18 protein-coding genes are annotated in these 25,344 nt (G+C 69.7%); 8 read left to right on the top strand and 10 right to left on the bottom strand.

The annotated features are described in order from the left end of the window. Nucleotides 1-28: 28 nt before the first annotated feature. Complete coding sequence (gene msrA, locus FHW84_RS11810) at nucleotides 29-733, bottom strand: peptide-methionine (S)-S-oxide reductase MsrA (RefSeq protein WP_167255678.1); 705 nt, start codon at nucleotides 731-733, stop codon at nucleotides 29-31. A gap of 140 nt (nucleotides 734-873) precedes the next feature. Between msrA and FHW84_RS11805 the strand changes: the two genes are divergently transcribed. Continuing rightward, on the top strand, nucleotides 874-1,710 hold the full coding sequence (locus FHW84_RS11805) for an arylamine N-acetyltransferase (RefSeq protein WP_167255676.1): 837 nt from the start codon (nucleotides 874-876) through the stop codon (nucleotides 1,708-1,710). Between the two features lie 425 nt (nucleotides 1,711-2,135). On the opposite strand, the gene FHW84_RS11800 is transcribed toward FHW84_RS11805, so the two are convergent. The 3 genes from FHW84_RS11800 to FHW84_RS11790 are packed head-to-tail and all read right to left on the bottom strand — an operon-like array spanning nucleotide 2,136 to nucleotide 3,243. Continuing rightward, on the bottom strand, nucleotides 2,136-2,363 hold the full coding sequence (locus FHW84_RS11800) for an RNA-binding S4 domain-containing protein (protein ID WP_167255674.1): 228 nt from the start codon (nucleotides 2,361-2,363) through the stop codon (nucleotides 2,136-2,138). Next, entirely contained in the window at nucleotides 2,363-2,800 is a 438-nt protein-coding gene (locus tag FHW84_RS11795) for a barstar family protein (protein ID WP_167255672.1), read from the bottom strand. Before FHW84_RS11795 ends, FHW84_RS11800 begins: the two co-directional genes overlap by 1 nt. Continuing rightward, on the bottom strand, nucleotides 2,797-3,243 hold the full coding sequence (locus FHW84_RS11790; RefSeq protein WP_167255670.1) for a ribonuclease domain-containing protein: 447 nt from the start codon (nucleotides 3,241-3,243) through the stop codon (nucleotides 2,797-2,799). The genes FHW84_RS11795 and FHW84_RS11790 overlap by 4 nt, the downstream gene beginning before the upstream one ends. Before the next feature lie 118 nt (nucleotides 3,244-3,361). On the opposite strand from FHW84_RS11790, the gene FHW84_RS11785 reads away from it, so the two are divergent. Together FHW84_RS11785 and FHW84_RS11780 are read left to right on the top strand one after the other, a co-directional pair. Next, nucleotides 3,362-4,915: an oligopeptide:H+ symporter gene (locus tag FHW84_RS11785; protein WP_167255668.1), complete on the top strand. Its 1,554-nt coding sequence runs from the start codon at nucleotides 3,362-3,364 to the stop codon at nucleotides 4,913-4,915. Nucleotides 4,916-5,054: 139 nt separating this feature from the next. After that, nucleotides 5,055-5,597 carry a hypothetical protein gene (locus FHW84_RS11780; protein ID WP_167255666.1) on the top strand — a complete coding sequence of 181 codons (543 nt, stop codon included), beginning with the start codon at nucleotides 5,055-5,057 and terminating at the stop codon, nucleotides 5,595-5,597. A 105-nt stretch (nucleotides 5,598-5,702) separates the two neighbouring features. Here the strand turns inward: FHW84_RS11780 and FHW84_RS11775 are convergent, their stop codons facing one another. Next, nucleotides 5,703-6,944 carry a TIGR03862 family flavoprotein gene (locus FHW84_RS11775; RefSeq protein WP_167255664.1) on the bottom strand — a complete coding sequence of 414 codons (1,242 nt, stop codon included), beginning with the start codon at nucleotides 6,942-6,944 and terminating at the stop codon, nucleotides 5,703-5,705. 262 nt (nucleotides 6,945-7,206) lie between these two features. Here FHW84_RS11775 and FHW84_RS11770 point away from each other — a divergent pair, with 262 nt between their 5' ends. The 5 genes from FHW84_RS11770 (at nucleotide 7,207) to FHW84_RS11750 (ending at nucleotide 12,151) form a co-directional block, all read left to right on the top strand. Next, complete coding sequence (locus FHW84_RS11770; protein WP_167256021.1) at nucleotides 7,207-9,054, top strand: ABC transporter ATP-binding protein; 1,848 nt, start codon at nucleotides 7,207-7,209, stop codon at nucleotides 9,052-9,054. 330 nt (nucleotides 9,055-9,384) lie between these two features. Next, on the top strand, nucleotides 9,385-9,903 hold the full coding sequence (gene pilV, locus FHW84_RS11765) for a type IV pilus modification protein PilV (protein ID WP_167255662.1): 519 nt from the start codon (nucleotides 9,385-9,387) through the stop codon (nucleotides 9,901-9,903). Then, on the top strand, nucleotides 9,900-11,204 hold the full coding sequence (locus FHW84_RS11760; RefSeq protein WP_167256019.1) for a PilW family protein: 1,305 nt from the start codon (nucleotides 9,900-9,902) through the stop codon (nucleotides 11,202-11,204). The genes pilV and FHW84_RS11760 overlap by 4 nt, the downstream gene beginning before the upstream one ends. Further along, complete coding sequence (locus FHW84_RS11755; RefSeq protein WP_167255660.1) at nucleotides 11,188-11,727, top strand: PilX N-terminal domain-containing pilus assembly protein; 540 nt, start codon at nucleotides 11,188-11,190, stop codon at nucleotides 11,725-11,727. Before FHW84_RS11760 ends, FHW84_RS11755 begins: the two co-directional genes overlap by 17 nt. Nucleotides 11,728-11,737: 10 nt before the next feature. Beyond that, a complete protein-coding gene (locus FHW84_RS11750) occupies nucleotides 11,738-12,151 on the top strand; it encodes a type IV pilin protein (protein WP_167255658.1) in 414 nt (137 codons plus the stop codon). 39 nt (nucleotides 12,152-12,190) lie between these two features. Here the strand turns inward: FHW84_RS11750 and FHW84_RS11745 are convergent, their stop codons facing one another. The 5 genes from FHW84_RS11745 to FHW84_RS11725 all read right to left on the bottom strand — a co-directional run bounded on the left by FHW84_RS11745 (nucleotide 12,191) and on the right by FHW84_RS11725 (nucleotide 25,315). Then, nucleotides 12,191-13,327, bottom strand: coding sequence for a DUF3103 family protein (locus FHW84_RS11745; protein WP_167255656.1), 1,137 nt, complete (start codon nucleotides 13,325-13,327; stop codon nucleotides 12,191-12,193). A 143-nt stretch (nucleotides 13,328-13,470) separates the two neighbouring features. Continuing rightward, on the bottom strand, nucleotides 13,471-15,417 hold the full coding sequence (gene recD, locus FHW84_RS11740) for an exodeoxyribonuclease V subunit alpha (protein ID WP_167255654.1): 1,947 nt from the start codon (nucleotides 15,415-15,417) through the stop codon (nucleotides 13,471-13,473). Further along, nucleotides 15,407-19,102, bottom strand: coding sequence for an exodeoxyribonuclease V subunit beta (recB, locus tag FHW84_RS11735; RefSeq protein WP_243868079.1), 3,696 nt, complete (start codon nucleotides 19,100-19,102; stop codon nucleotides 15,407-15,409). Before recB ends, recD begins: the two co-directional genes overlap by 11 nt. After that, the gene (recC, locus tag FHW84_RS11730; RefSeq protein ID WP_167255652.1) at nucleotides 19,099-22,581 is read right to left on the bottom strand and encodes an exodeoxyribonuclease V subunit gamma; all 3,483 of its coding nucleotides are present in this window, start codon (nucleotides 22,579-22,581) and stop codon (nucleotides 19,099-19,101) included. The genes recB and recC overlap by 4 nt, the downstream gene beginning before the upstream one ends. A 280-nt stretch (nucleotides 22,582-22,861) precedes the next feature. Beyond that, nucleotides 22,862-25,315 carry a TonB-dependent receptor gene (locus FHW84_RS11725; protein WP_167255650.1) on the bottom strand — a complete coding sequence of 818 codons (2,454 nt, stop codon included), beginning with the start codon at nucleotides 25,313-25,315 and terminating at the stop codon, nucleotides 22,862-22,864. Nucleotides 25,316-25,344: the final 29 nt, after the last annotated feature.

The following is a 25,344-nucleotide window of genomic DNA, read 5'->3' as shown; positions in this document are numbered from 1 at the left end:
CGGCTCACCCCAACCTACGCCGTTCGTCTCAGTGCAACTGCACGTCCACGACGCTTTCGTCCGGCTTGTACTCCGCCGGGAACAGCTCCTTCAGGTGGCGCACCTTCGGCGCATCGTTGATCACGATGTACGGATAGTCCGGATGCAGCCGCGCGAAATCCTGGTGGTAGGCCTCGGCCATGTAGAAGGCCTTCAGCGGCGCGACCTGGGTGACGATGGGGGCGCGGAACACGTGGGCCTGGTCGAGCTGGGCGATATAGGCGCTGGCCACGCGCTTCTGCTCGTCGTTGCCGTAGAAGATCACCGAGCGGTACTGCGTGCCGGTGTCCGGGCCCTGGCGGTTGAGCTGGGTCGGGTCGGTGGCGACCGAGAAGAACACCTGCAGCAGCTTGCCGTAGCTGACCTTGGCCGGGTCGTACACCACCTTGACCGATTCGGCATGGCCGGTGTTGCCGCCGGAGACCTGCTCGTAGCTGGCCGTGGCGGCCTGGCCGCCGGCATAGCCGGACCAGACCTTCTTCACGCCCTTGACGTGCTCGAACACCGATTCGACGCCCCAGAAACAGCCGCCGGCGAATACGGCGATCTGCTCGCCCTGGGCGGGCGCGGCATCGACGGTGGGCGCCGGTGCGGCGACGGGTGCGCTGTCGGCGGCAACGACGCCGCAGGCGGTGGTGCCGGCGGCCAGCATCAGGCCGGCGAGCAGGCGGAGGCGGGGCAGGCGGGTACGCATGGTGCGAGGCTCCATCGATCGAAAGGGGCGGCGCGCGGGGCGGCGCCGTTCGAACTGTTTTCGCCCACGAATGGCACGGGGTTACCTCCGGCCGCGGTGCTATGGTGCCGCCTCCCCAGCCTACCCCCAAGGTGTTTTCCATGAGCTACGCCATCGACCTGCCGGCCTATCTGCGGCGCATCGGTTTCCAGGGGGAGGCGAAGCCCGATGCGGCGACCTTGCGTGCCCTGGCGGTGGCGCACGTGGCGGCGATTCCGTTCGAGAATCTCGATCCGTTCCTGGGTATTCCGGTGGTGCTGGAGCGGCGGCGGCTGGAGCGCAAGCTGGTCGAGTTCGGGCGCGGCGGGTACTGCTTCGAGCAGAATTTCGTGTTCCGCGAAGTGCTGCGTGCGATCGGCTATGCGGTGCAGGGGCTGATCGCCCGCGTGCTATGGCAGCGTGACGACGATGACGTCACCGCGCAGAGCCATATGCTGCTGCGCATCGAGATCGATGGCGAGAGCTGGCTGGCCGATGTGGGGTTCGGGGGGATGGTGTTGCCGGGGGCGTTGAGGCTGGTGCCGCTGGTGGAGCAGGCGAGTACGCATGAGCCGTATCGGCTGCTGGAGCAGGGGGGCATTTGGCGCATGCAGGCGCTGGTGCGGGGGGTGTGGCAGACGCTGTATCGCTTCGATCTGCAGGCGAAGGATGATGTCGATTATGTGGTGGCTAATCACTATACGTCGACGTTTCCGGAGTCGCATTTTTTGCATGGGTTGAATGTTGCGCGTACTGAGGCGGGGCGGAGGTTGACTTTGCGTGGTCGGGATTTCGCGGTGCATACGTTGGGTGGGGAGACTGTGCGGCGCACGCTTACCGATACGGATGAGATCCTTGAGGTTCTGGAGCGCGAGTTTCTGTTGCGGGTGCCGCAGGTGACGCATCTGCGGGCGCGGATTGATGCGATGCCGCTTCCTTCGCCTGGCGTGTCGGCGTAGGCCTCTTTGCTCGTCATCCCGGCGTAGGCCGGGATCCAGTAACTGTATCGCTTGGTTTTCGCGTTATCGCGAATGGGCCGCTTATGCAGCGGGCATTCCGGACGCCTGCCGGCGCCCGGGTCACTTTCTCTTTGCTGGCCCAAAGAGAAAGTAACCAAAGAGAAATGGCCTAAAGGCAAAGGCTCGCGACGCGACTAGAAGGAGCAGTGGACGGCTGCGGTAGTCTGATTAACCTGGGTCTACACGAAACGGCAGTGCGTTTACGTAACGCGTGCTTCAACGTGCCGTTGCCGAGAGGACGTTCAAGGAACGAGGCCAGCTTTGGTTCTTCGTTCCTGCCTACCTCACGACTTCACCCCTCTCCCCTCCGGGGAGAGGGCAGGGTGAGGGGGCGGGGCTCGCGGCGGAGTTTGTTCGGGCGTGCTTTACGGCGCGCGCTTCACGCGAATGCGGATGTCGTCGATCTCGACGACCTGGCCCGCGTGGATCTTGCAGGTCTTGCGCAGTTCCTGCTGCCCGTCGACGTATACCGCGCCGCTGGCCACGATCGCCTTGCCGGCGCCGCCGCTGTCGCACAGGCCGGTCAGTTTCAGGAGCTGGTTGAGTTCGACGTGCTCGTGGCGGTCGTCGAGGTCGAAATCGATGGACTGCATCAGAAATCCGGGTCGTTGAAGGCGCTTTCGGGCATGGCGAAGAAAGCGAAGAACGGTTTGCTGTCTTCCTGCCAGGTCTCGGCGGCTTCGTCGAGGATGTCCAGCAGGATGTCGAAGTCTTCTTCGCTGGCTTCGCGCAGGTCGTCGGCGTGGTCGAACAGCAGCAGGTAGCCGGTGCCTTCGAGCCAGTCCAGGTCGTTGACGGCGTCGGCCAGGGCGTCCCAGTTGTCGCCGAATTCGGCGGGCAGGCGCCAGGAGGCTTTCAGGCGGCGCAGCAGTTCGTCCTTGCCGGTGCAGCCCTTGAGGCTGGTGCGGGCGACGAACAGGCCCTGGCTGGAACCCTGGGCGCCCAGCGGATCGAGGTCTTCCTCGATCACGAAGAACACGCCGCCGGCGTCGGGGTCGAGCAGGTCGATGTCGTGGTCCTGGGGAGTCATCGCGGCACCTCGAAAGCGCGGAACGAGTTGTAGTGGTCGTCGGTGTAGTAGTAGACCACCGGAGGATTACCGCCAGTGATGATCCGGCGCGCGCCGCGATAGCCGAGGCCCGGCGTGGCCACCGTGTACTCGTGGTAATAGCCGCGCGGCTGCTGCGGCAGCAGGCCTTCGCGGTTGCCGAACACGGTGCCGTCCTGCCGGTTCGGGAACGGGCCGCCGCGGGCGATCAGGGCCAGCGTGTCGCGCGCTTCGGACGGCAGGAACGAGGGCAGGCCGGTGGCCGGGGCCGGTGCGATGCGCGGCTGGCGCGCGGCCGGGGCCGCCTCCGCGGCGGACTGCGCCGGCGGGTCGGGCATGCGCACGGGCCGCGCGGCATGGCGGTTCCACAACAGGCCGGCGGCGAGCACCGCGGCCAGCAGCAGGAAGGTCTGGAGGTAGCGCATGGGCATCGCCGCCGTAAGGTGGCGCGCAGCTTAACAGGGCCGAATGACGCGCATCGGCTTGGTGTCCGCAAAATCTTGCGGCACACTTGAGGCTTTGGCCGGTCCCCTGGAGCCACGCATGAGCGCCGCCCCTTCCACCGCGCGCGGCCGCCTGCCGCGGCAGATCCCCTTCATCATCGGCAACGAGGGCTGCGAGCGCTTTTCGTTCTACGGGATGCGCAACATCCTTACCCCGTTCCTGATCACCTCGCTGCTGCTGCAGCTGCCGGAAGCCGAGCGGCCGGGCGCGGCCAAGGACGTGTTCCACACCTTCGTGATCGGCGTGTACTTCTTTCCGCTGCTCGGCGGCTGGCTGGCCGACCGCTTCTTCGGCAAGTACCGCACGGTGCTGTGGATGAGCCTCGTGTACTGCCTGGGGCATCTGTGCCTGGCGCTGTTCGAGCACCATCCCACCGGCTTCTACGTCGGCCTTGGCCTGATCGCGCTGGGCGCGGGCGGGATCAAGCCGCTGGTGGCCTCCTTCGTCGGCGACCAGTTCGACAGCGCCAACAAGCACCTGGCCAAGCCGGTGTTCGACGCCTTCTACTGGATCATCAACTTCGGCTCGTTCTTCGCCTCGCTGCTGGCGCCGATGTTCCTGCGCCATTTCGGCGCGGCGGTGGCGTTCGGCATTCCCGGCGCGCTGATGCTGGCGGCCACGTTCGTGCTGTGGCTGGGCCGCCACCGCTACGTGATGGTGCCGCCGTCGCCGCCCGATCCGGACGCGTTCACCCGCGTGGTGCGCACGGCGCTGCTCGCGCAGGCGCCGGGGCAGGCGCGGCCGGGCCTGTGGCTGGCCGGCGCGGGTGTGCTCGCCGCGCTGGCTGCCTTGGCCATGGCGCCCTCGCTGGGTTTCGTGATCGCGCTGTGCCTGGCCATCGTGGCGCTGATCGGCGGCGTCGGCGGCGGCGCCTGGCTGCAGCTGGAGCGCTCGCGCGGGCGGCATGCGGATGCGGCGGTGGACGGCGCGCGCAACGTGCTGCGCGTGCTGGTGATCTTCGCGCTGACCACGCCGTTCTTTTCGCTGTTCGACCAGAAGGCCTCGACCTGGGTGCTGCAGGGCAATGCCATGGCCGCGCCGGACTGGTTCCACCCGGCGCAGATGCAGGCGCTCAATCCGCTGCTGGTGATGCTGCTGATCCCGTTCAACAATCTGGTGCTGTTTCCGCTGCTGCGCCGCCGCGGCGTCGAACCCACCGCGCTGCGCAAGATGACCATGGGCATCGCCTTCGCCGGGCTGGCCTGGATCGTGGTGGGCGGCTACCAGCTGCTGCTGGACGGCGGCCAGGCGCTGTCGATCGTGTGGCAGGTGCTGCCCTATCTGCTGCTGACCTTCGGCGAGGTGCTGGTCTCCGCGACGGGGCCGGAGTTCGCGTACAGCCAGGCGCCGGCGTCGATGAAGGGCGTGATGATGAGCTTCTGGTACCTGGCCACCACCATCGGCAACCTGTGGGTGCTGATCGCCAATGCCGCGGTGCGGGACGAGGCGGTGACCGGGCATATCGCCAGCACGGGCCTGAGCGTCGACGCCTTCCAGATGTTCTTCTTCGCCGCCTTCGCGCTGCTGGCCGCGCTGGCCTTCGGCGCCTACGCACGCCGTTATCGCGAGGTCGACAACTACCGGGCGGCCTGAGCCGCCGCGGCGATTGGACGGCTAGACGGATGTGCCGGGCGGGCGATTCCTGCGAACCGCGCCGCATTGAGGCGCATCCGGCGTTGCCCGATTGCCGCAGTGCAAGGTACATTTCGGGCTAATTAGCTGGGGGGAAATCATGAACAAGACGACGATGGCCCGTGGGGCGGGCCTGGCCGCGATTGCGCTGGCGCTGGCCGCCTGCGGGGGGCAGAAGGCACGCGAGACCGTGCCGGTGGATGCACTGGTGGTGCCGGCCTTCGCGCCGTGGATCAGCGTGGAGCCCACCGCGGGCGACCTGCAGGTGCGTGGCCTGGACGACAAGGTGGTGCTCAGCCCCTCGCGCCCCGTGTCCGAGGTGCTGCAGGCCCAGCTGCGCCAGGCGCTGCAGCCGGCCTATATCTCCAACCTCACCGTGGCCTGCGAGCGGGTCAAGACCGACATCCGCGTGCGCCGCGAGGACGACAAGCCCTCGATCGCCACGCTGGACATCAGCATGCGCTGCACCACCAATGCGCGCGGCTTCGTCACGCGCAGCGAGCCGCACCTGGAGCCGACGGCCGAGGTCAACGGGCAGACCAACTATCCGAAGCTGTTCGTCAGCCTGCTCGACCATGCGTCGAAGGAGCTGGCGACCAAGCTGCAGGCGGATATCGACGCCAGCAAGGCGAACCTGAAGTAAGCAGCACAAGCCGTAGGTTGGGGTGAGCCAAAGGCGAACCCCAACAGTGCGATGAGCTCGATGTTGGGGTTCGCCTTCGGCTCACCCCAACCTACGCGTCCTTAGCTAGAGCGGACGGGCCAGCGCCCACGCTGCCGCGGCGGCGCCCGCGCGCAGTCCGCTGGCGAAGCAGGCGGTCAGCAGGTAGCCGCCGGTCGGCGCTTCCCAGTCCAGCATCTCGCCGGCGCAGAAGGTGCCGGGCAGGGCGCTGAGCATCAGGCCCTGGTCCATCGCCTCCAGGCGCACGCCGCCCGCGCTGCTGATCGCTTCGGCGATGGGGCGGGGTTGCCGCAGCCGGAGATCGAGTCGTTTGATCGCGCGGGCCAGCTGTGCGCTGTCGTGCAGCTCCTCCTTGCGTACCAGCTCGTGCAGCAGCGCGGCCTTGACGCCGGCGATGCCGGCCTGCCGCCGCAGGTGTTCGCTCAGCGAGCGGCTGCCGCGCGGCTTGGCCAGGTCCTGCTGCAGGCGTTCCAGCGGGCGGTCCGGCGCCAGATCCAGCGTCAGCGTGGCCTGCCCGTCGCGCGCGATCGCCTTGCGCAGCATCGCCGACAGCGCATACACCAGGCTGCCCTCGATGCCGGTAGCGGTGATCACGCACTCGCCCTGGCGCTGCTGCTCGCGGCCGTCCGCGTCGCGCCAGTGCGCCTCCACCGGCTTGAGCGGCGCGCCGGCATGGCGCTCGGCCAGATGCGCGCTCCAGCCGATATCGAAACCGCAATTGGCCGGCTCCAGCGGCGCGACATCCACGCCGCGCGCGATCAGCCACGGTTGCCAGGCGCCATCCGAACCCAGCTGCGGCCAGCTGCCGCCGCCCAGCGCCAGCACCGTGGCATCCGCGCGCAGCGCCAGTTCGCCCGCGGGCGCGGCGAAGCGCAGCGCGCCGTCGTCCGTCCAGCCCAGCCAGCGGTGCTGCACGTGGAAGCGCACGCCGCTCTCGCGCAGGCGATGCACCCAGGCGCGCAGCAGCGGCGCGGCCTTGAGGTCGGCGGGAAACACCCGGTGGGACGTGCCGACGAAGGTCTCCACGCCCAGGCCGCGCGCCCATGCGCGCAGTGCGTCGGCGTCGAAGTCGTCCAGCCAGCGCCCGACTTCCGCCGCACGTTCGCCGTAGCGCCCGTCGAAGGCGGGACGCGGCTCGCCATGCGTGAGGTTCATGCCACCCACGCCGGCCAGCAGGAATTTCCGGCCGACCGAACCCTTGGCTTCGTAGACGTCGACCTCGAGGCCGGCGGCGCGGGCGGTTTCGGCGGCCATCAGGCCGGCGGGGCCGGCGCCGACGATGGCGAGAGTGGGCGTGGGCTTGGACATGAAGAACGCATTGTAGGTTGGGGTGAGCCGAAGGCGACTGCGAAGGCAGGATGCCATAGCGAACATCCGCGCAGCGGATGGCCCGAAGGGCGGGCTGCGGATGCAGGCCGTCAGCCCAACGAGGGGTCGCATCGTTGGGGTTCGCTGCGCTCACCCCAACCTACGCCCACTTGTGCCGCCGCTCCGCGGCCCTCAACTTGTCATCCCCCTCACCCCCTTTTCAGGCACCATGCCTCGCCTGGCATGGCAGGACCTCCCCATGATCTTCCGCTGGTTCGAATCCCTGATCGACGCCTTCAAGGAACCCGAGGACGGCATGCCGCCGGACTCGGTCTGGCGTTTCTATGTGTTCTATCTGCGCCAGGTGTGGCCGGTGTTCGCCGCGGCGATCGTGGTCGGCTTCGGCGTGGCCATCGTGGAAGTGGCGATGTTCGGCTTTATCGGCCGCATCGTGGACCTGGCCAAGGGCGTGCCCACCCCTGGCTTCTTCGCCGAGCACGGCAACGAGCTCATGTGGATGGTGTTTGTCACCCTGCTTGCGCGCCCCGTGCTGATCCTGCTGCACGACCTGCTGGTGAACCAGGCCATCGTGCCCAACCTCACCAGCCGCATCCGCTGGCAGAACCACCGCTATGTGATCCGCCAGAGCCTGGGCTTCTTCCAGAACGACTACGCCGGCCGCATCGCCAACCGCATCATGCAGACGGCCGGCTCGCTGCGCGAATCGGCGGTGCAGATTGTCGATGCGATCTGGTACGTCACCATCTACACCGGCAGCGCCCTGGTGATGTTCGCCCACGCCGACGTGTGGCTGGCCGCGCCGCTGCTGGCCTGGCTGGTGCTGTACGTGATCACCCTGGCGTACTTCGTGCCGCGCACCAAGGAGCGCTCCTGGAAGCAGTCCGAAGCGCGCTCGCGCCTGATGGGCCGCATCGTCGACGGCTACAGCAATATCCTCACCCTGAAGCTGTTCGCGCATACCCGCCGCGAGGAGGCCTACGTGGCCGAGGCGATGGGCGAGCAGATCCAGCGCATGCGCGCGATGACCCGCCTCACCACCGCCATGGACGCCACCATCAGCGCGCTCAACGGCCTGCTGATCGTCGGCACCTCGGCGCTGGCGGTGTGGCTGTGGAGCCAGGGCCGGGTGACGGTGGGCGCGATCGCGCTGTCCACCGGCCTGGTCATCCGCATCCACAACATGTCCGGCTGGATCATGTGGGTGGTCAACGGCATCTTCGAAAACGTCGGCACCGTGCAGGACGGCCTGGAAACCATCGCCAGGCCGCGCCTGGTGCAGGACCGCGCGGACGCCGTGCCGCTGCAGGTGAGCCACGGCGCCGTGCGCTTCGACGAGATCCATTTCCACTACGGCAAGCAGGGCGGCGTGATCGCCGGCCTGGACCTGGCGGTGCGCCCCGGCGAGAAGATCGGCCTGGTCGGCCCTTCCGGCGCCGGCAAATCCACCCTGGTGAACGTGCTGCTGCGCCTGTACGACCTGGAAGGCGGCCGCATCCTGATCGACGGCCAGGACATCGCCCAGGTGCAGCAGGAAAGCCTGCGCTCGCAGATCGGCGTGGTCACCCAGGACACCTCGCTGCTGCACCGCTCGATCCGCGACAACCTGCTGTACGGCCGCCCCGACGCCACCGAGGAAGACATCCGCGAGGCCGTGCGCAAGGCCCGCGCCGACGAATTCATTCCGCAGCTGGTGGATGGCGAAGGCCGCACCGGCTACGACGCGCATGTCGGCGAGCGCGGCGTGAAACTGAGCGGCGGCCAGCGCCAGCGCATCGCCATCGCGCGCGTGCTGCTGAAGGACGCGCCGATCCTGATCCTGGACGAAGCCACCTCGGCGCTGGATTCCGAAGCGGAGGCGGCAATCCAGGACAGCCTGGAACTGCTGATGCGCGGCAAGACGGTGATCGCCATCGCCCATCGCCTGTCCACCATCGCGCGGATGGACCGGCTGGTGGTGATGGAAAAGGGGCATATCGTGGAAACCGGCACGCATGCGGAGCTGATCGCGCACGACGGCCTGTATGCGCGCTTGTGGAAGCGGCAGACGGGTGGGTTTGTCGCGGCGGAAGACGACGCAGTCATCGCCTAAGCTTGCCTCACCGCTTCGGCTCCCTCTCCCCTCCGGGCGACCCGAAGGTAGTCCCTGTGGGAGAGAGGGTCGGGGTGAGGGGCCGGCCGGAGCGCTGAGCTGACGGCCACGGCACCCGCAAAGCTCTTCATCGCGTGCTCAAAACGCGCCGATTGTCTCCAAACCCGATGCCTCAATCAGCGAAGCATCGCGCACCGCCCTCGTGATGCACCTCTAGCTTTTCCCCTTCCGCGCCCCACTTCTGCACGCCCCGCAGAAAAACACCGCCACCTCTTCCAGCAACTCCCGCCCTGCCTAAGCTGAGCATCCTCCCCCCACGGACGGAACCCGATGCTCACCCCAACGCCCGAACGCGGCGCCTCCCTGCTCGAAGTCCTGGTCGCCCTCGCCATCTTCAGCATTGGCGCCATCGGCATCAGCGGCTGGATGCTGCTGGCCACGCGTTCCAGCCACACGGCCTACCTGCGCACCCAGGCCAGCTTTCTCGCCAGCGACATGGCCGAACGCATGCGCGCGAATCCCGCCGCGGTGTGGAGCGGTGCCTACGATGGCGAAGCGGACGCCGGCGCTTCGGCCTGCGACACCGTCATGGGGTGCATGCCCGAAGCGCTGGCGAAGCACGACCGCGCATTGTGGGCGGCGCGCCTGCGGACCGTGCTGCCGGAAGGCAAGGGCGCCATTCGCTGCGACCGCGGCATCGGCGTTGCGCTCACCGCCGAACAGCTGCGGCTGCCGCCACCGTTCGCCGGCCTGTGCACGATGACGGTGCGCTGGCTCGAGCGTGGCGCAGGCGGCGACGCGCATCGTGGCGCGGCGTTGCGCAGCTTCGCGTGGGTGTTCCAGCCATGAACGTGCCGTCGCTGGAGCGCTGCGTACGCGGCCACTCGCTGATCGAGCTGATGGTGGCGATGGTGCTGGGCCTGATGGTGGCCGGCGGCTTCGTTGCCGTCTTCGTGGCCACCTCCGCCAGCTACCGTACGCAGACCCAGCTCGCCCTGCTGCAGGAGAGCGGCCGCTATGCCATGGCGCGCCTCACCCGCGATCTGCGCATGGCGAGTGCGTTCTACTGCGGCCGCGCCGGCGCCGTTCCCATCGTGCAGGCCAGCGGGTTGATGGGTGCGCTGCATGACCTCACCACGCGGTGGGGCCATGCGCCGTATCCATCCTCACCGGCTGCGCCATATCGCTTTCCGCGCTTCCTGTCGATGCGCGGCTACGACTGCGGCAGAACGAGTTGCGTGCCCGCGGCCCCGCCCGGCCTGCCGGCGATGGGGCGTAGCGTGGGGCAGCGCGTGATCGGCGCCGGCGTGCTTACGCTGCGTTATCTGGATCCGGACAGCGGATGGGCGGCAGGCGATGCCGCGGCGATCGCCGGCAGCGTAGGCGGCGCGATCCATCATCTCGTTATCCGGCCTGGCGCAGGCGAGCCGGCGATCGCCGAGGTTTACCAGCCGGGCGATCTGCTGATGCTCGCCGACTGCCCGCTCGCGCAGATCTTCTCGGCGAACCTGCAGGGCGGCGATACGTTCTATCCCGATGCGCCGGAGACCGGCCGCAACCTGGCGATGCCGCGCATGCCGCCGTCGTTCAACGCCCCGCGCCTGTTCGACTTCAACCGCGACTTCCGCACCGTCACTTACTACCTGCAGGTAGTGGATGCCGGCGATGGCGTCACCACCGGCGCCCTGATGCGGCGCGAAAACGGCAGTGCCAGCGAAGTCGTGCGCGGGGTGGAGCGGCTGGACCTCCGCTATGGCGTGGAGGACGCCGCCGGCGCCACGCGCTATCTCGCCGCCGCGCAGGTCGACGACCGGGCCGGCGGCAGTATCGCCTGTCCGCAGCTTCCATCCGATGTAGCCGACGACGACTACGGTTGCCTTTGGCATGCGGTGAAATCGATCGAAGTCCATCTGCTGGTGGATGGCCAGCAGGTACACGCGGCATCGGGCGCGGACGCAACGCACTACGCCTACAGCATCGACGGCGATCAGAGGCCCGCCGCGCCCGAGGCAGCCACGCGCAAGCTGCGTCCGGCCGAACAGGGCTTCGATCCACGGATGCTGCGCCGCGAGTTCAGCGCGCTGGTCGCGCTGCGCAGCTATCGCCCTGAGGCCGCTTTGGCGAGGAATCCCCATGCGCCGATCCCATGATGGGCAACGTGCTGCCGGCCGTGCGCGGCAGCGCGGCATCGTATTGGTGCTGGCGCTGATCTTCCTGCTGCTGTCGGCGATGCTCGCGGCGGGTGCGCTCGACCATGCGCTGCTGCAGCAGCGCATGGCCGGCCATCAGCGCAGCGCGCAACTGGCCGGGATGGCCGCGGAGTCGGCGCTGCGCGGCGCCGAGTGGAAACTATGGCGCGATGCTTCGGCGGCACCCGTGAGCGACTGCGCTGCTTTCGATCCGGCGCACCCGGCAGCGTATCGGGGCACCGATGGCCGCCACGACTTCACCACCCAGGCAGGCCTTGGCCTGGAAGACGATGCGCGCAGGACCGCCGTGCTGGCACAGCCTCCGTCCTACCTGATCGAGAGCCTCGGTCCGGCCTGGCCGGCCGCGCCGGGCACGGCAGCGGGTGCCGCGGGCTGCGTCTACCGCATCGTCGCGCGAGCCGTGGGGAGCGACGCGAATACGGTGCGCGTGGCGCGGAGCGTGTTCGTGGCCGGAGGCGACTGAGGTGCCCCGCGTGCCGCGCGGCTTTTCCCTTATCGAGCTTCTGGCTGCCCTGGCCATCGCCGCCGTGCTGGCCGCGCTGGCCGTGCCTGCCTACCGGCAGCATGCGTATCGCGTGCGCCGCATCGAAGGCAAGGAGCTGCTGCTGCGCATCGCCCAGGCGCAGGAGCGCTACTACGCCAGCTATGGCCGTTACGGCGCGCTGGCCGAACTGGGTTTTGCGGAGCCTGTGCCATCCGTGCGTGGGCACTACCTGGCCAGGCTGAGCCTGGGCTCGGGCGGGAGCATGCAGTCCTTTATGGCGACGGCACAGCCGGTGCGGGTCCAGAAGGACGATCACTGCGGCGCGCTGGCCATCGACGACACCGGCCGGAAACTCCCGGAGGCCGGCGACGCTGCGGCAAACGGAAATGGCGCCTGCTGGTGACGGCGTGCGGCGGCGTCCCGCCGGCACGCCGCCGGTGACTTACTGCCGCGGACAATCGTCGACGCCCACGACATGCGGGCAGAAGCTCGCCGTGGCATTGGCCCTTGCACCGACCAGGTCGGTATAGCCGCGTCCCTTTTCGACGAGGTAGAACGAGTCGACATAGTCGTTGTTGTCGGTGAGCAGGGATTTGGGCAGCGCGCCGAGAATGGCCTCGCCGATGGCCGAGACGGCGGCAGCCGCCGGCTTGGGTACAGGTACCTTGTTTATGAGGGCGCCAAGGATTTTCGAGACGAGTTCCGCGTAATTGAGGTCGTCCTGATCGCGCTCGAACAGCTGTACGTTGGCTACCCCGGCACCGTAGTTGGCCCAGGACACCATGTCCTGGTATGGCTTGTAAGTCGTTTTGTCGTAGTCCAGGTACTTCATGTCCTTCACTTCGACCTGCGGCTCTGCCTTGCCTTGTTTTATGCCGGACACGATGGCGAAGATCTCCGCCTTGCCCTTGATCCAGGGTTCCTCGTCGTTATTGAGGTGGATCTTGGTCAGCACGGTCAGTTGGGCGCCTTCCTCGGCAGCATCGGTATGGCGTGTCTGCAGATTCGCCTGTCGGAGCGCGTCGTTCATGAGCATGACACCGGCGCGCACCGATTCCTGGCTGTCCAGGTCCAGAACCAGCACGGGGATCGCGGGTGGCGTCTGCGCATCCAGGTCGTGGCGCTTGCCGCTGGCATCGAAGGCCGGCACCGATGTCCAATGCCGGTCGTCGCCGGCGGGTTCCACGGCGACCAGAAGGTCACCCAGTTCCGAGGGCAATCGGCCCGCGGCATGACTGGGCAGATGTATGCGCAGGCGCAGTATGCCTTCGGACCAGCCATTGAGCCCTTTCGCCGCGGTGAGCTTGCGGTTGGCGTCGTCGATCCGGGAGATTTCCCCGCTCTGGCCCAGGTTTGCGGTCAGGGCATGCAGGGAGATGCCTTCGCGCTCGCCTGCGCCAGCCTGCGCGGCGAACAAACGCGACGCGGCTTGGGAGAAGTTCGGATCCTGCAGTTGTTTAGCGATGGTCTTTGCGGTGTCTTCCTTGATCTGCTGGATGGTTTGCGTATCCGCAGCATGAAGCGAGAGCGGAATGGTCACGGCCAGCAACGCGACCCAAAGTCTGGTTCTGGTGATCATGGCGTCATTTCCTGGAGAGGCATGCGCGGTTTCCCGCGTGGTCCATGGTCGAGCGGCCGGCCCGATTCGGCTATCGCCTGTCCATCGGGATGCTGTACCCCATGGAGTGGATCCGATCCGGCCGCCGCGTGGAAAGCCGCGCATCACTGCGCTACCAGCCGCTCCCGCAAGCCCGAATGCCGCAGCGTCAAACGCTGCGCGGCAGTCTCCACCACCCGCTCCCCGCCCACCAGCATGAAGCGCCGCCGCGCACGCGTGATCCCGGTATACAAAAGTTCGCGGGTAAGAATCCCGCTGTCCTGCGCCGGCAGCACCAGGGCGGTGGAATCGAACTCCGATCCCTGCGATTTGTGCACGGTCATCGCATAGACCGTTTCCAGCTCGCCCAGCCGCGACGGCAACACGAAGCGCACGCGCGCGCCGTCCGGTCCTTCCGACGGGCCTGCCGCGGCAAAGGCCACGCGCAGGCGCGGCACGCCGTCCTCGCCGGGCATCGCCAGCGCCACGCCGACGTCGCCGTTCATCAGGCCCAGGTTGTAGTCGTTGCGCGTGACCAGCACCGGCCGCCCTTCGTACCAGACGTGGACCGGATCGATCAGCCGCGCGCGGCCCAGGATGTCCTCGATCTGCCGGTTCAGCCCTTCGGTGCCGTAGTCGCCGCGCCGCAGCGCGCACAGCAGCTGGAAGCGGCCGAAGGCATCGAGCACGCGATGCGCCCAATCCTCGTGCGCGGCCTCGCCCGCACCGGTCGCGGGGCGTTCGCGCCGCAGCAATTCGAGATAGTGGCGATAACCCTGCGGCGCCTGGTCGTCCGCCGCGAAGCGCTCGCCGCCGCCGTGCAGCACCAGTTCGGCGAGGTCGGCCTGGCCAGCCGCATGCGCCATCCACGCGATGTCCGTCCGCGGCGCCGCCAGCAGCGCGCGCAGCGCGGACATGTCGCCCGCATTCACCGCCTGCGCCAGCCGCCCGATGCCGCTGTCCGCGCCGAAGCGATGGCTGTGGCGCAGCATCACCACCTGCTGGTCGAGCGGCTGGGCATCGGCCGCGGTCCACGCGCCGACGTCGTCGCCGGATACGCCATGCAGCCACGCGGCCGTGTCCTGTGAGTAATGCCCCGCCTCGGCGCGCCGGCACAGATCGCCCAGCACCGCGCCGGCTTCCACCGACGACAGCTGGTCCTTGTCGCCCAGCAGCACCAGCCGCGCCGACGGCGGCAGCGCGGCAAGCACGGCGGACATCATTTCCAGGTCGACCATCGAGGCTTCGTCGATCACCAGCACGTCCAGCGGCAGCGGATGCGCCGCGCCGTGGCGGAAGCGGCGCGTGTCCGGGCGCGCGCCGAGCAGGCGGTGCAGCGTGTCCACTTGCGCCGGAATGGCCGCGCGCGCCGCTTCGTCCACGTCCAGCCGCGCCAGCTGGCCCTGGATCGAAGCCTGCAGGCGCGCCGCGGCCTTGCCGGTCGGCGCGGCCAGGCGGATGCGCAGCGGCCGCTCGCCGGCGCGCAGGCGCAGCGTCTGCAGCAGGCCGAGCAGGCGCACCACGGTGGTGGTCTTGCCCGTACCGGGGCCACCGGTGATGACGGTAAAGGCGCCGCGCGCAGCCAGCGCGCAGGCGATGCGCGGCCAGTCGGGCGAGGCTTCGCCGGGAAACAGGCGCGCCAGCTGCTGGCGCAGATGCGCCGGCGCGGCGTGCGCTTGCGCCAGCCGTGCGCGGATCGCCTCGGCCACCTGGCGCTCGTGGTTCCAGTAGCGGCGCAGATACAGGCGCGTGCCTTCCAGTACCAGGGGCGTGGCGTCGCTGCCGGCGCCGATCCACGCCGGTACGCGCTGTTCGCCGAGCACGTTCGCCACCGCCTCGCGCCACGGCGCGGGCCAGGCCTGCTCTTCGGCCAGCGGCTGCCACAGCGACAGATCCAGGCACAGATGCCCGTCCGCCACGCGCCGGCTGAGCAGCGCGGCGAGCAGCAGCCAGGCGCCGTCGGCCTGTGCATCCAGTTCGGCGAGGAAGCGCGCGAACGCCACGTCCAGCGCCCGCAGGCGCTGCTGCTCCTCGGCGGCGAACAAGGGAATAAGGCGCTGATCAGGCGGCATCGGCGCGGCCTCCCTCGGCGAACAGCCGGTCCATCGCCTCGACCAGGCGCAGCGGCAGGCGCTCGTAGTGCACACCATGGCCTTCGCCATCGAGGCCGCGCAGATACAGATAGAGCACGCCGCCGACATGCCGCTCGTAGTCGTAGTCCGGCAGGCGCGCGCGCAGCTGGCGGTGCAGGGCCAGGGTGTAGATCGCGTACTGCAGGTCGTAGCGCTCGCGCAGCACCGAATCGCGCACCGCCTCGGCGGTGTAGGCCCCGGCGTCCGCGCCCAGCCAGTTGGATTTGTAGTCGACCACGTAATAGCGGCCGCCATGCTCGAACAGCAGATCGATAAAACCCTTGAGCATGCCGTTGAGCCGGTCGTACAGCAGCGGCATGCGCGGACGTCCGTCCAGCGTGCCGGCGGTGACCAGGCGGTCCAGCGCCCGCGTATCCACCTCGCGCACGGCAAACCAGAATTCCAGCTCGGCGCGGTAGCGCGCCGGGTCGGCGAGCTCCGCCAGGGCCACGGCATGTCCATCGCCCAGCGGCAGCGGCGTGCGCAGCAGCGCCGGCACCCACTGCGCCAGCAGCGCGGCCTGCGCCTGCCAGCCGTGGCGCTGCACGCGGCGCGCGATCAGCTCGGCCAGCGGCCGCGGGTCGGCGGCGGTTTCGGCAAAACCCTGCTCGGCCGCCCATTCCAGCAGGTCGTGCAGGAAGGTGCCGGCCACCGCGCCGCGCGGGAAGGCGTGGATGCCGCTGCCTTGCGCGTCGGCCACCGGCGCGGGCTTTTCCGCGCCGGCCTCGGCGAGCACGTCCTGCGCCGGCGTTTCGGGCGCGGCCGGCGCGTCGCCGGAGATCTGCACGCCGATGCTCTCGTCGTACTTCAGCGCGCTGTAGCTGGCGATCCACCAGCGTTCGCCGGGACGGCCGGCATACGTCCGGGCCGGTCGCGTGTCTTCGCGTTCGTGCGGCGCGGGTGGCGCGATGCGCGGCTGCGGCACGTCCGGCAGCGCATCCACGGCGATGGCGGTCTCGCCGCCGCGCAGCGCCAGCAGCGCGGGCAGCAGATCGGAAGCGTCGATCGCCGTGCCGCCCGCCAGCAGATAGCCGAACGCGGACTTGTGCAGCGATGAGGCCTTGGCATTGCCCACGCTCACGCTGGCCACGCCCACCCAGCACGCATAGCGCGCACGGGTCAGCGCCACGTAGAGCAGGCGCAGGTCTTCCTGCAGGCGTTCGCGTTCGGCCTGGCTCCAGGCCGCGTCGTCCGGTTCCAGGTCCATATGCGGCTGGCCGCCGCCGTCGTGCCAGACGAACAGGTCGTCGCGTTTCACCTCGCGCGCGGCACAGGCGAACGGCAGCAGCACCAGGGGATATTCCAGGCCCTTGGACTTGTGCACCGTCACCACCTTGACCAGTTCGGCCTCGCTCTCCAGCCGCACGATCTGTTCCTCGGCGGCCTCGGCCAGGCCTTCGCGCGCCTCGGCGATCTGTTCGGCCAGATAGCGGATCAGCGCATGCTCGCCGTCCAGCGCGGCGGCCGCCTGCTGCAGCAGTTCGGCCAGGTGCAGCAGGTTGGTCAGCGCACGCTCGCCGCCGTCGTATGCCAGCAGGCGCGCGGGCAGGTCGAAGGCGTGCAGCAGGTCGTGCAGCATGGCCAGCACGCCGTGGCGGCGCCAGGTCTGCTGCAGTTCGCGCAGGCGTTCGCCGCAGGCTTCCCACCAGCGCTCGTCGGTATTGAGGCGGTCCAGTTCGGCGTCGCCGCGGTCCAGGCTGCGCGTGGCCAGCGCGGCGCGCATGGCGCGGTCGGAGCCCGGTTCCGCGCAGGCCTTCAGCCACAGCAGCAGGTCGGCCGCCTCGGGCGAGCTGAATACCGAGTCGCGATCGGACAGGTACACGCTGCGCAGCCCGGTGTCGCGCAAAGCCGCGCGCACCAGCGCCGCCTCGCGACCGCTGCGCACCAGGATGGCGACGTCGCCCGGCGCCAGCGGCAGCAGCAGGCCATCGGGCGTGGCGAAGCCGCAGCGGCCTTCGCGCGCCGCATCGAACAGGCCGGCCAGCCATGCGGCCGCCTGTTCCGCCATGCGCTGGCGATACGCGGTGCTGCCCACGTTGCGGCCTTCGTCCAGCACCGCCAGCTGCAAGGCCGGCAAGGGTTCGCCGTCGAGCACCAGGGTCGCTTCGCGGCCGCGCGCGGCGACCGGATGGAACGGCAGCCCGCGCTCGCCGCGGCCGAACGCGAACGCGCCTTCGGCGTGGCGGTCGCCTTGTTCGAATACGCGGTTCACCGCGGCGACCAGCGCGGCGGTGGAACGATGGTTGGTGCCCAGCGTCCATACCGGCGGCGCGGCCGCGGCGCGCGCCTGCAGATAGGTATGGATATCGGCGCCGCGGAAGGCATAGATCGCCTGCTTGGGATCGCCGATCAGCAGCAGGCCCAGCTCCGCGCGGTCCGCATACAGGCGATGGAAGATGCGCCACTGCAGCGGGTCGGTGTCCTGGAACTCGTCGATCAGCGCCACCGGATACTGCGCGGCGATGGTACCGGCCAGCCGTTCGCCGGCCGGGCCGTGCAGGGCTTCGTCCAGGCGGCGCAGCATGTCGTCGAAGCCGAGCAGGGCGCGGCGGCGCTTGGCCAGGTCGATGCGTTCGGCCACGCGCGGCACGGCATGGGCGAGGATCAGTGGACGGGCAAGGTCGAGTTCGGCGGCGCTGGCCAGCAGCTCGTCGATCGCGGCGAACGCAGCGTGCGCGGGTGCCGTGCGGTTCTTGTTGGCCGCGCCGTCCAGCCGCGACTGCGCATACCGCGCCAGCAGCTTGTCGTCGGCCTCGCCGCCGCCGGCCCAGGCGCGCAAGGCCGCCAGGTCCTGCGGCAGGCGCTCGGCCGGATAGCTGCGGCCGTTCAGCGCCTTCTCGCGCAGGGCATCGTCCAGCTGGCGCTCGATGCCATCGAGATCCGCCAGCCACAAGCTGCGCGCGCGCTGCATCGCCGCCTGCGCACGCGCCAGCGGCGCTTCCAGGATCGCGCGCACGTCCGCCGTCTGCGGCAGCGGCTGCCCGTGCAGGCGCAGGTTGGCCACCGGCTGGCGCAGCAGCGGGCGCAGGCTCTGCTGCAGTTCGCGCGGGTCGCTCCACCAGCGCGCCAGCAGCGCGGCGGCAGCGCGGCCCAGCGGCAGGCATTGCAGGCGCCAGTAGTCGCGCACCGCCTCGGCGAGCAGGTCGCCGTCGTCGGTCTGGATGTCCTGCACGAACGGATGGCCGCTGTCGAACGCGTGCTGCGCCAGCATGCGCTGAGCCCAGCCGTGGATGGTGTGCACGGCGGCTTCGTCCATCCATTGCGCGGCCAGTTCGAGCTGGCGCGCGGCGGCGGCGCGCGCGTCCGCCTCCGGATATTCGGCGAGCAGCGCGGCGAGGAATTCGTCCGCTGCCTTCTGCGCGCGGAACACCGCGGCCGCTTCGGTCAGCCGCGCGCGGATGCGGTCGCGCAGCTCCGCCGTGGCGGCCTTGGTAAAGGTCAGCACCAGGATCTGCGCCGGCAGCAGCGGCGCGGCGGTGCCGTGGCCGAGCACCAGGCGCAGGTACAGCGCGGCGATGGTCCAGGTCTTGCCGGTGCCGGCGCTGGCTTCGATCAGGCGCACGCCATGCAGCGGCAGGCGCAGCGGATCGAGCGTCATGGAGGCCGGCGGCTGCACCGCGCTCATGCGCCGTCCTCCCAGCGCACGTTCTGCGCCATCGCGCGGTACAGCGGCAGCCAGTGTTCGAAGCCGGCGTCGTGCATGGCTTCGAAGGCGGGCCAGGCGCGCTGCAGATAAGCGTCTTCGTCCACTTCGGCAAAGCGCTGGCCGCTGTCGTCGCGGTCGTAGCACTGGCGCGCGGCGGCCGCGGCGTCGCGGCCTTCGTGTTCGGCCTGCAGCCAGGCGAAGGCGGTCTTGCGCGCGACCGGCAGCGGCGCGCGCATGCCGTGGCGCAGCGCATCGAGCAGGGCATCGAGCAGGGCGCGCGCCTGCGGCGGGTCCAGCGCAGGGAAATACGGCTGCGCATCCGCCGCGACCACGCGCGTCTCCACCCGCAGCCCGCCCGCGTGGGCGAACAGGTGCGCGACCCAGGCGGCCACGAGCTTGTCCGGGCGGCGTCCGCGCGGGCGTGCCAGCAGCGGGCCCTGGATCAGTTCGAGCCGCACGAAGTCGATGCCTGCCTGGGTTGATCCGGGCCGGCGCAGATCGGACAGCCAGTCCTCCAGCACCAGCCCATGCGCTTCGTGGCGCAGCTCGAACTTGTCATCCACCCGCGGCCAGCGCCGGTCGGCGGCATGCCAGTGCGCGGCGAGCACGCCGGCTTCGGCGGCGATCTTGTCCTGCCACAGTTCGCCGAAGCCGCCGGTGGGCAGGCGGCCCTGCTGGGCCAGCCGCTGCACGGCGTCGTTGACGGCTTGCGGCGCACGGTCGCCATCGGCGACCAGCGCCGCCTGCAGCACGCCGAGAATCGCCTGGTAGCGCTCCAGTCCGTCGAGCGCGAACGGCTCGTCGTCCAGCGTGTCGGCTTCCTCGCCGCCGAAATGCACCTTCAGGCGCTGGTTGAAGAAGTGGCGCACGGGGCGGGCCAGGAAGCCTTGCAGTGCATCCAGTGCGATGGGGGCTTCCGGCAGCCACGGCGCCAGCGGTCCGGTTTCCGCCGCCCGCCCGTCGAGCGCGTGCGCGCGCTGCCATTCGTGCGCATAGGTAAACAGGGCCGGGTCGCCGTCCGCGCCGAAGTAGCGCCGGCTGAACGGCTGCAGCGGGTATTCGGTGGTGAGTGCATCCAGCAGTTCGCCATCCGCCGCCTGCCAGCCGCCCGCGAGGTAGTCGCGCAGCTGGCCGACCAGCACCGACGGCGGCAGCACCGCGTTGTCGCGCACGCTGCGGCCGACCCAGCTCACGTGCAGGGTGTCGCGCGCGGACAGCAGCGCTTCCAGGAACAGATAGCGGTCGTCCTCGCGGCGCGAGCGGTCGCCGGGCATGGCCTGGCCCGGCTGCGCCATCAGGTCGAAGTCGGCCGGCGCCTGCTGGCGCGGGTAGTCGCCGTCGTTCATGCCGAGCAGGCAGACCACGCGGAACGGAATCGCGCGCATCGGCATCAGCGTGCCGAAGCCCACCGCGCCGCCCATGAAGCGCTGCGACAGGCGGCTGGCGTCGATGCTTTCCAGCCAGTGCTCGCGCACGATCTCCAGCGGCAGCGGTTCGTCCAGCGCCGCTTCGGCGCAGGCTTCCAGCCAGGCGTCCAAGGCTTCGTCGAGGCGGCGCAGGCGGTCGCCGTCGGTGTGGTCCGCGCTGTCGAAGAAGGCGGCGAGCAGGTCGCGCAGGCGCGCCGCCCAGACGGCCGGCGCGGCGGGCGCGCGCAGCGCGTGCCAGTGCAGTTCGAGCTGGTCGAGCAGGCGGCTGAGCGGACCGAGCAGGCTGGCGTCGAGGCCGCCGACTTCGCCGTAGGGCGCCATCTCCGCCCAGGTGTCGCCGTGTCCCACCGCATAGCCGAGCAGCAGCCGGCGCATGCCGAAGGCCCAGCTGTTCTGCGCCTGCGGCGGCAGGCCCAGGCTTTCCTTCTGCGCGCCGTCCAGGCCCCAGCGGATGCCGGCGCCTTCGATCCAGCGGCGCAGGGTGGGCAGGCCGGTTTCGTCGAGGCCGAAGCGCTGGCGCAGCGCGGGCACCTCGAGCAGGTCGAGGATGTCGCTCACCGTGAAGCGCGACTCCGGCAGCGACAGCAGATGTTCCAGCGCCACCAGCAGCGGCGCGGCGCCGCGGTCCGGCTGGTCGGCGACGGCATAGGGCAGGTAGCGCGGATCGTCCGGCGGGATGCGCCCGAACACCGCCTGCACGTGCGGCGCGTAGCTCTGGATGTCCGGCACCATCACGATCACGTCGCGCGGCGCGAGAGGGCGGCCGTCGCGCTGGGCCTGCTCGAACAGCGCCAGCAGGCGGTCGTGCAGAATCTCCACCTCGCGCTGCGCGTTGTGCGCGACGTGGAAGCTGAGCGAGCCGTCGCCCGCGCGCCAGGTTTGCCGCTGCGCCGGGTCGGCGGGCAGCGGTTCCAGGTCGAGCACGGCCTGCTGCACCTGGTGCAGCAGGGTGTCGCGGCCGGGGTCTTCGAACAGGTCGATGCTCGAACCCCAGGAAGCGAAGCGGCGGCGATAGCGCTCGGGCTGGTCGAAGCTGTCGAGCAGGCGGATGTAATCGCGCCCCTGCCTGCCCCAGGCGGCCAGCAGCGGGTTGGCATGCAGATGCAGTTCTTCATAGCGCGGCTGTTCGGGCAGGCCGGGCTTGCCCGGCTGGCGGCGGCGTTCGCCGCGCAGCAGCTCGCGGTCTTCGATGATGTCGGCCCAGTAGTGGCGGCAGGGATTGGCCACCATCAGCAGCACCTGGCTGTGCCGCGCCAGCGCGGTGAGCGCTTCCAGCGTCTGCAGCGGCAGCGAGGAGATGCCGAACACCACGATGCGCCGCGGCAGCCGCGCGGGCCGTTCGGCCAGCGCCTGCGCGCGCGCGAGGAAGGCGGCGTGCACGGCGGCGCGGTGGCTGTGGCGGAACTCGCCGCCGACGTCGTCCAGCAGCAGGCGCCACAGCTGCGCCTGCCAGCGCTGGCCCGGCGGCAGCGGCGCGTGCCGGCCGCGCCAGTCGTCGTACAGCGCGTCGACGCCGCGTTCCCAGTCGGCCAGCCAATGCGCGCGATAAACCTGGTACTGGTCGAACAGGTCGGCGATGCGCGCGGCCAGTTGATGGCGCTTGCGCCAGTCCGGCTGCTCGCCGAGGAAGTCGCGCAGCGGGCGGAAGTCGGCGTCGTCCAGATGCCGCGGGATCAGCCGCAGCAGCCGCCAGGCCAGGCGCGACTTGTCGAACGGCGAGGTGGGCGGCACCGCATCGCGGCCGAGCACGGCGCGATAGGCCTCCCATAGAAAGCGTCCCGGCAACTGCACCTGCACCGCGGCGCTGATGCCCAGGCCGCCTTCCTGCGGCGGCCGCGCCAGCGCCAGCTTCAGCCACTGCGCGATGCCGTTGCTCTGCACCAGCATCAGTTCGTCTTCCAGCGGGCGCAGCGGCGTGCGCTGGATCCAGGCGGTGAGCAGGTCGCGCAGATCTTCCAGGCGGTTGCCATGGATGACCATCAGGCCCGGTTCGATCGGCACGTCGAGGGGCAGGGCCAGGGAAGAGGTCATGCGGGAATTGTGGCGGACATCGGCGCGGCGGGCGAGTGGCGGCGGCGTGCCGTGGCGGCGTGCCCTGAAACGAACATCGCCGCATGCGGTGAGCATGCGGCGATGGGTGTTGCGGGTGAAGCTTGGCAGTGGGCCCACGCGTATTCGAGCGCGGGTGGTGCATTGTGCGCCAACGTACGTGGTCGGTGTCAACTACTTTAGTTGCGCAAGCGGTGGGCGACAGTGGCGGTTGCGGATGCCGTTGCGCGTGTGCGGTGCATGCGCGCGACGGCATTCATGATCAGAACGTGTAGCGCGCACGCCCATACCAATACGCGCCGTTGACGCCGATCGGCGAGATCACGTCGTAAGGAAAATTGCCGGCGTAATTGATGTCGCTGTTGGAGCGCGTGGGGTACTGGTTGGTGAGGTTGTAGCCGCCCAGCGCCAGGCTGAAGCGCCCGGTCACGTGCAGCTCCGCTTCGGCATCCAGCTGCCAGCGCGCGGCATAGACCTGGCGTGGTTCGAAGCCGCCGCCGAAGTCGAATACGCGCACCGTCGAGCCTTGCCGCGTGACGCGGCCGAGCAGGGACCAGCGCCGGTTGCTCCAGTTGGCGCTGAACGAACCGCGCTGGCGCGGCGCGGCGTCGGTGAGGGTGTTGCGCTCCTCGTCGCCGAACAGCACGTTGCCGGCGCCGGTCGCCGCCAGTTCCGGCGGCGTGGCGCGCACGCCGCGGATGTCGGTGTGGTTGCGGCTGTAGGCGAGGGTGAGCAGCAGCCGGCCGCCGGCCCAGGGCGTGCGGTAGTTGCCGACCAGCTCGGCGCCGCGCGTGCGGGTGTCCACCGCATTGGTGAAGAAGGCCACGCTTTGCACGCCGGGGACGCCGAAGTGCTGCAGGATGTAGTCCTCCAGGCCGGCGCTGTCGATGGTTTCCGACAGGGTGACGCGGTCGTCGATGCTGATCTGGTACGCGTCGAGGCTGAAGTCGAAGTGCTCGCCGAGCTGGCCGGTCAGCCCGAGGCTGAAGTTGCGCGACTTCTCCGGCTTCAGCGCCTGCGCACCCAGGCCGCGCGCGAGCGGGTTGTTCACCGACAGGATGCGGCCGGTGACCAGCTTGCCGTCGGCGCCGTAGCCGCTGGTGGTGGACTCGAAACCGATCTGGCTGAGCGAGGGGGCGCGGAAGTTGTTGGAGGCCGCGCCGCGCAGCGCGAAGCCCGGGGCGAATTCCCAGCGCGTGCTGAGCTTGCCGCTCCAGTTGCCGCCGAAGTCGCTGTAGTGTTCGTAGCGCGCGGCGGCGTCGGCAAAGAAATGGTCGGTGATGTCGCTGGACACTTCCGCGTAAGCCGCGCCGACGTTGCGCGACAGCCGCGCCGCATCCTGCGGTTGCAGGCCGCCGCCGGCCTGTGCTCCGACCGGTGCGTCGAGATAGGGGCCGACCGCGTACGAGGCCGGATCGCCGGGCAGGGTGCGGAACTGCTCGTGGCGGTATTCGCCGCCCAGCGACACGGTGACGTAGCGGCTGCCGGCGGCGAACTCGCGGTTGGCGTCCAGGTTGGCGCTGCCCTGATTGAAGCGGTAACTGCCGATATGGAACGAGGTGGGGCTGGCGGGGCCGAGCGAGGCGTTGAGCGAATCGCGCAGGTCGTAGTCGAAGGCATTGCTGCCCCAGTTGAGGCTGCCGTCGAGATGCCAGTCGGCCAGCGTGCCGCGGATGCCGGCGGCGGTCTGCACGTCGCGGTTACTGCCGACCGATTCGGGGCGGTAGCCGTCGGGGTAGATCGAGGTCACATTCGCGCTGCTGTCCGGATAGCGGAAATAGTTGTCGCCGATGGTGTGGCGCTGGGTGTAGGTGCCGAACCAGTACAGCCGGGCGTTATCGCCCAGCGGCAGTTCGCTGTTGAGCCAGCCGCTGTAGTTCTCCGACTTCGGATCGCCCGCCGCATAGTTGCGCCGCCCGCGCAGCGCCAGGTTGGCGGGCGTGGGATCGGCCAGCCAGTCCGGCACGGTGTCGAGGCCCGCGCGGTTGGTGGCGTCGTGGTGGCCGGCCTCGATGCCGGCGCGGAAGAAGCCGGTGCCGGCCAGCCGCGTGCCGAACTTGGCGGTGCCGTAGCTGCTGTTGCCGTCGGTGATGGTGCGGTCGGCGGGGCTGAAGCGGGTGTGGTTGGCGCCGTAGCTGCCGGTGACTTCGCCGCCTCCGGGCGCGTCGTCCAGGATGATGTTGACCACGCCGGCGATGGCGTCCGAACCGTATTGCGCGCCGGCGCCGTCGCGCAGCACTTCCACCCGCTTGATCGCGCTGATCGGGATGGCGTTGAAATCCACCGGCGTGGTGCCGCGCCCGATCTTGGTATCGCTGTTGACCAGGGCCGAGGTGTGGAAGCGCTTGCCGTTGACCAGCACCAGCACCTGGTCGGGCGACAGTCCGCGCAGCTGCGCGGCGCGCACGTGGTCTGAGCCGCCGGAATTGGACTGGCGCGGGAAATTGAACGAAGGCAGCAGGTTGGCCAGTGCCTGGCCCAGTTCGCCGTTGACCGCGCCGGCGGCGCGCAGGTCGTCCTGGCTCAGCACGTCCACGGGTACCGGCGATTCCAGTGCGGTGCGGCTGCTGGCGCGCACGCCGGTGACCACGACCTGGTCCAGCGTGCGCGGCGCGGCGTTGCCGGCCTGCTGGGCCTGCGCGTGGACGGCGGACGCGGCGAGCAGCAGCGCGGTGGACAGGAAGGTACGGCGATACGTGCGGGAAACGATGGACATGCGGATTCCTTGCAGCGGGCAGCAGCGGG

Source organism: Dyella sp. SG562 (assembly GCF_011759495.1).
Lineage (GTDB): Bacteria > Pseudomonadota > Gammaproteobacteria > Xanthomonadales > Rhodanobacteraceae > Dyella_D > Dyella_D marensis.
Note: the sequence above shows the minus strand (reverse complement) of the source record. Positions and strands in the feature narration are given on the sequence as shown.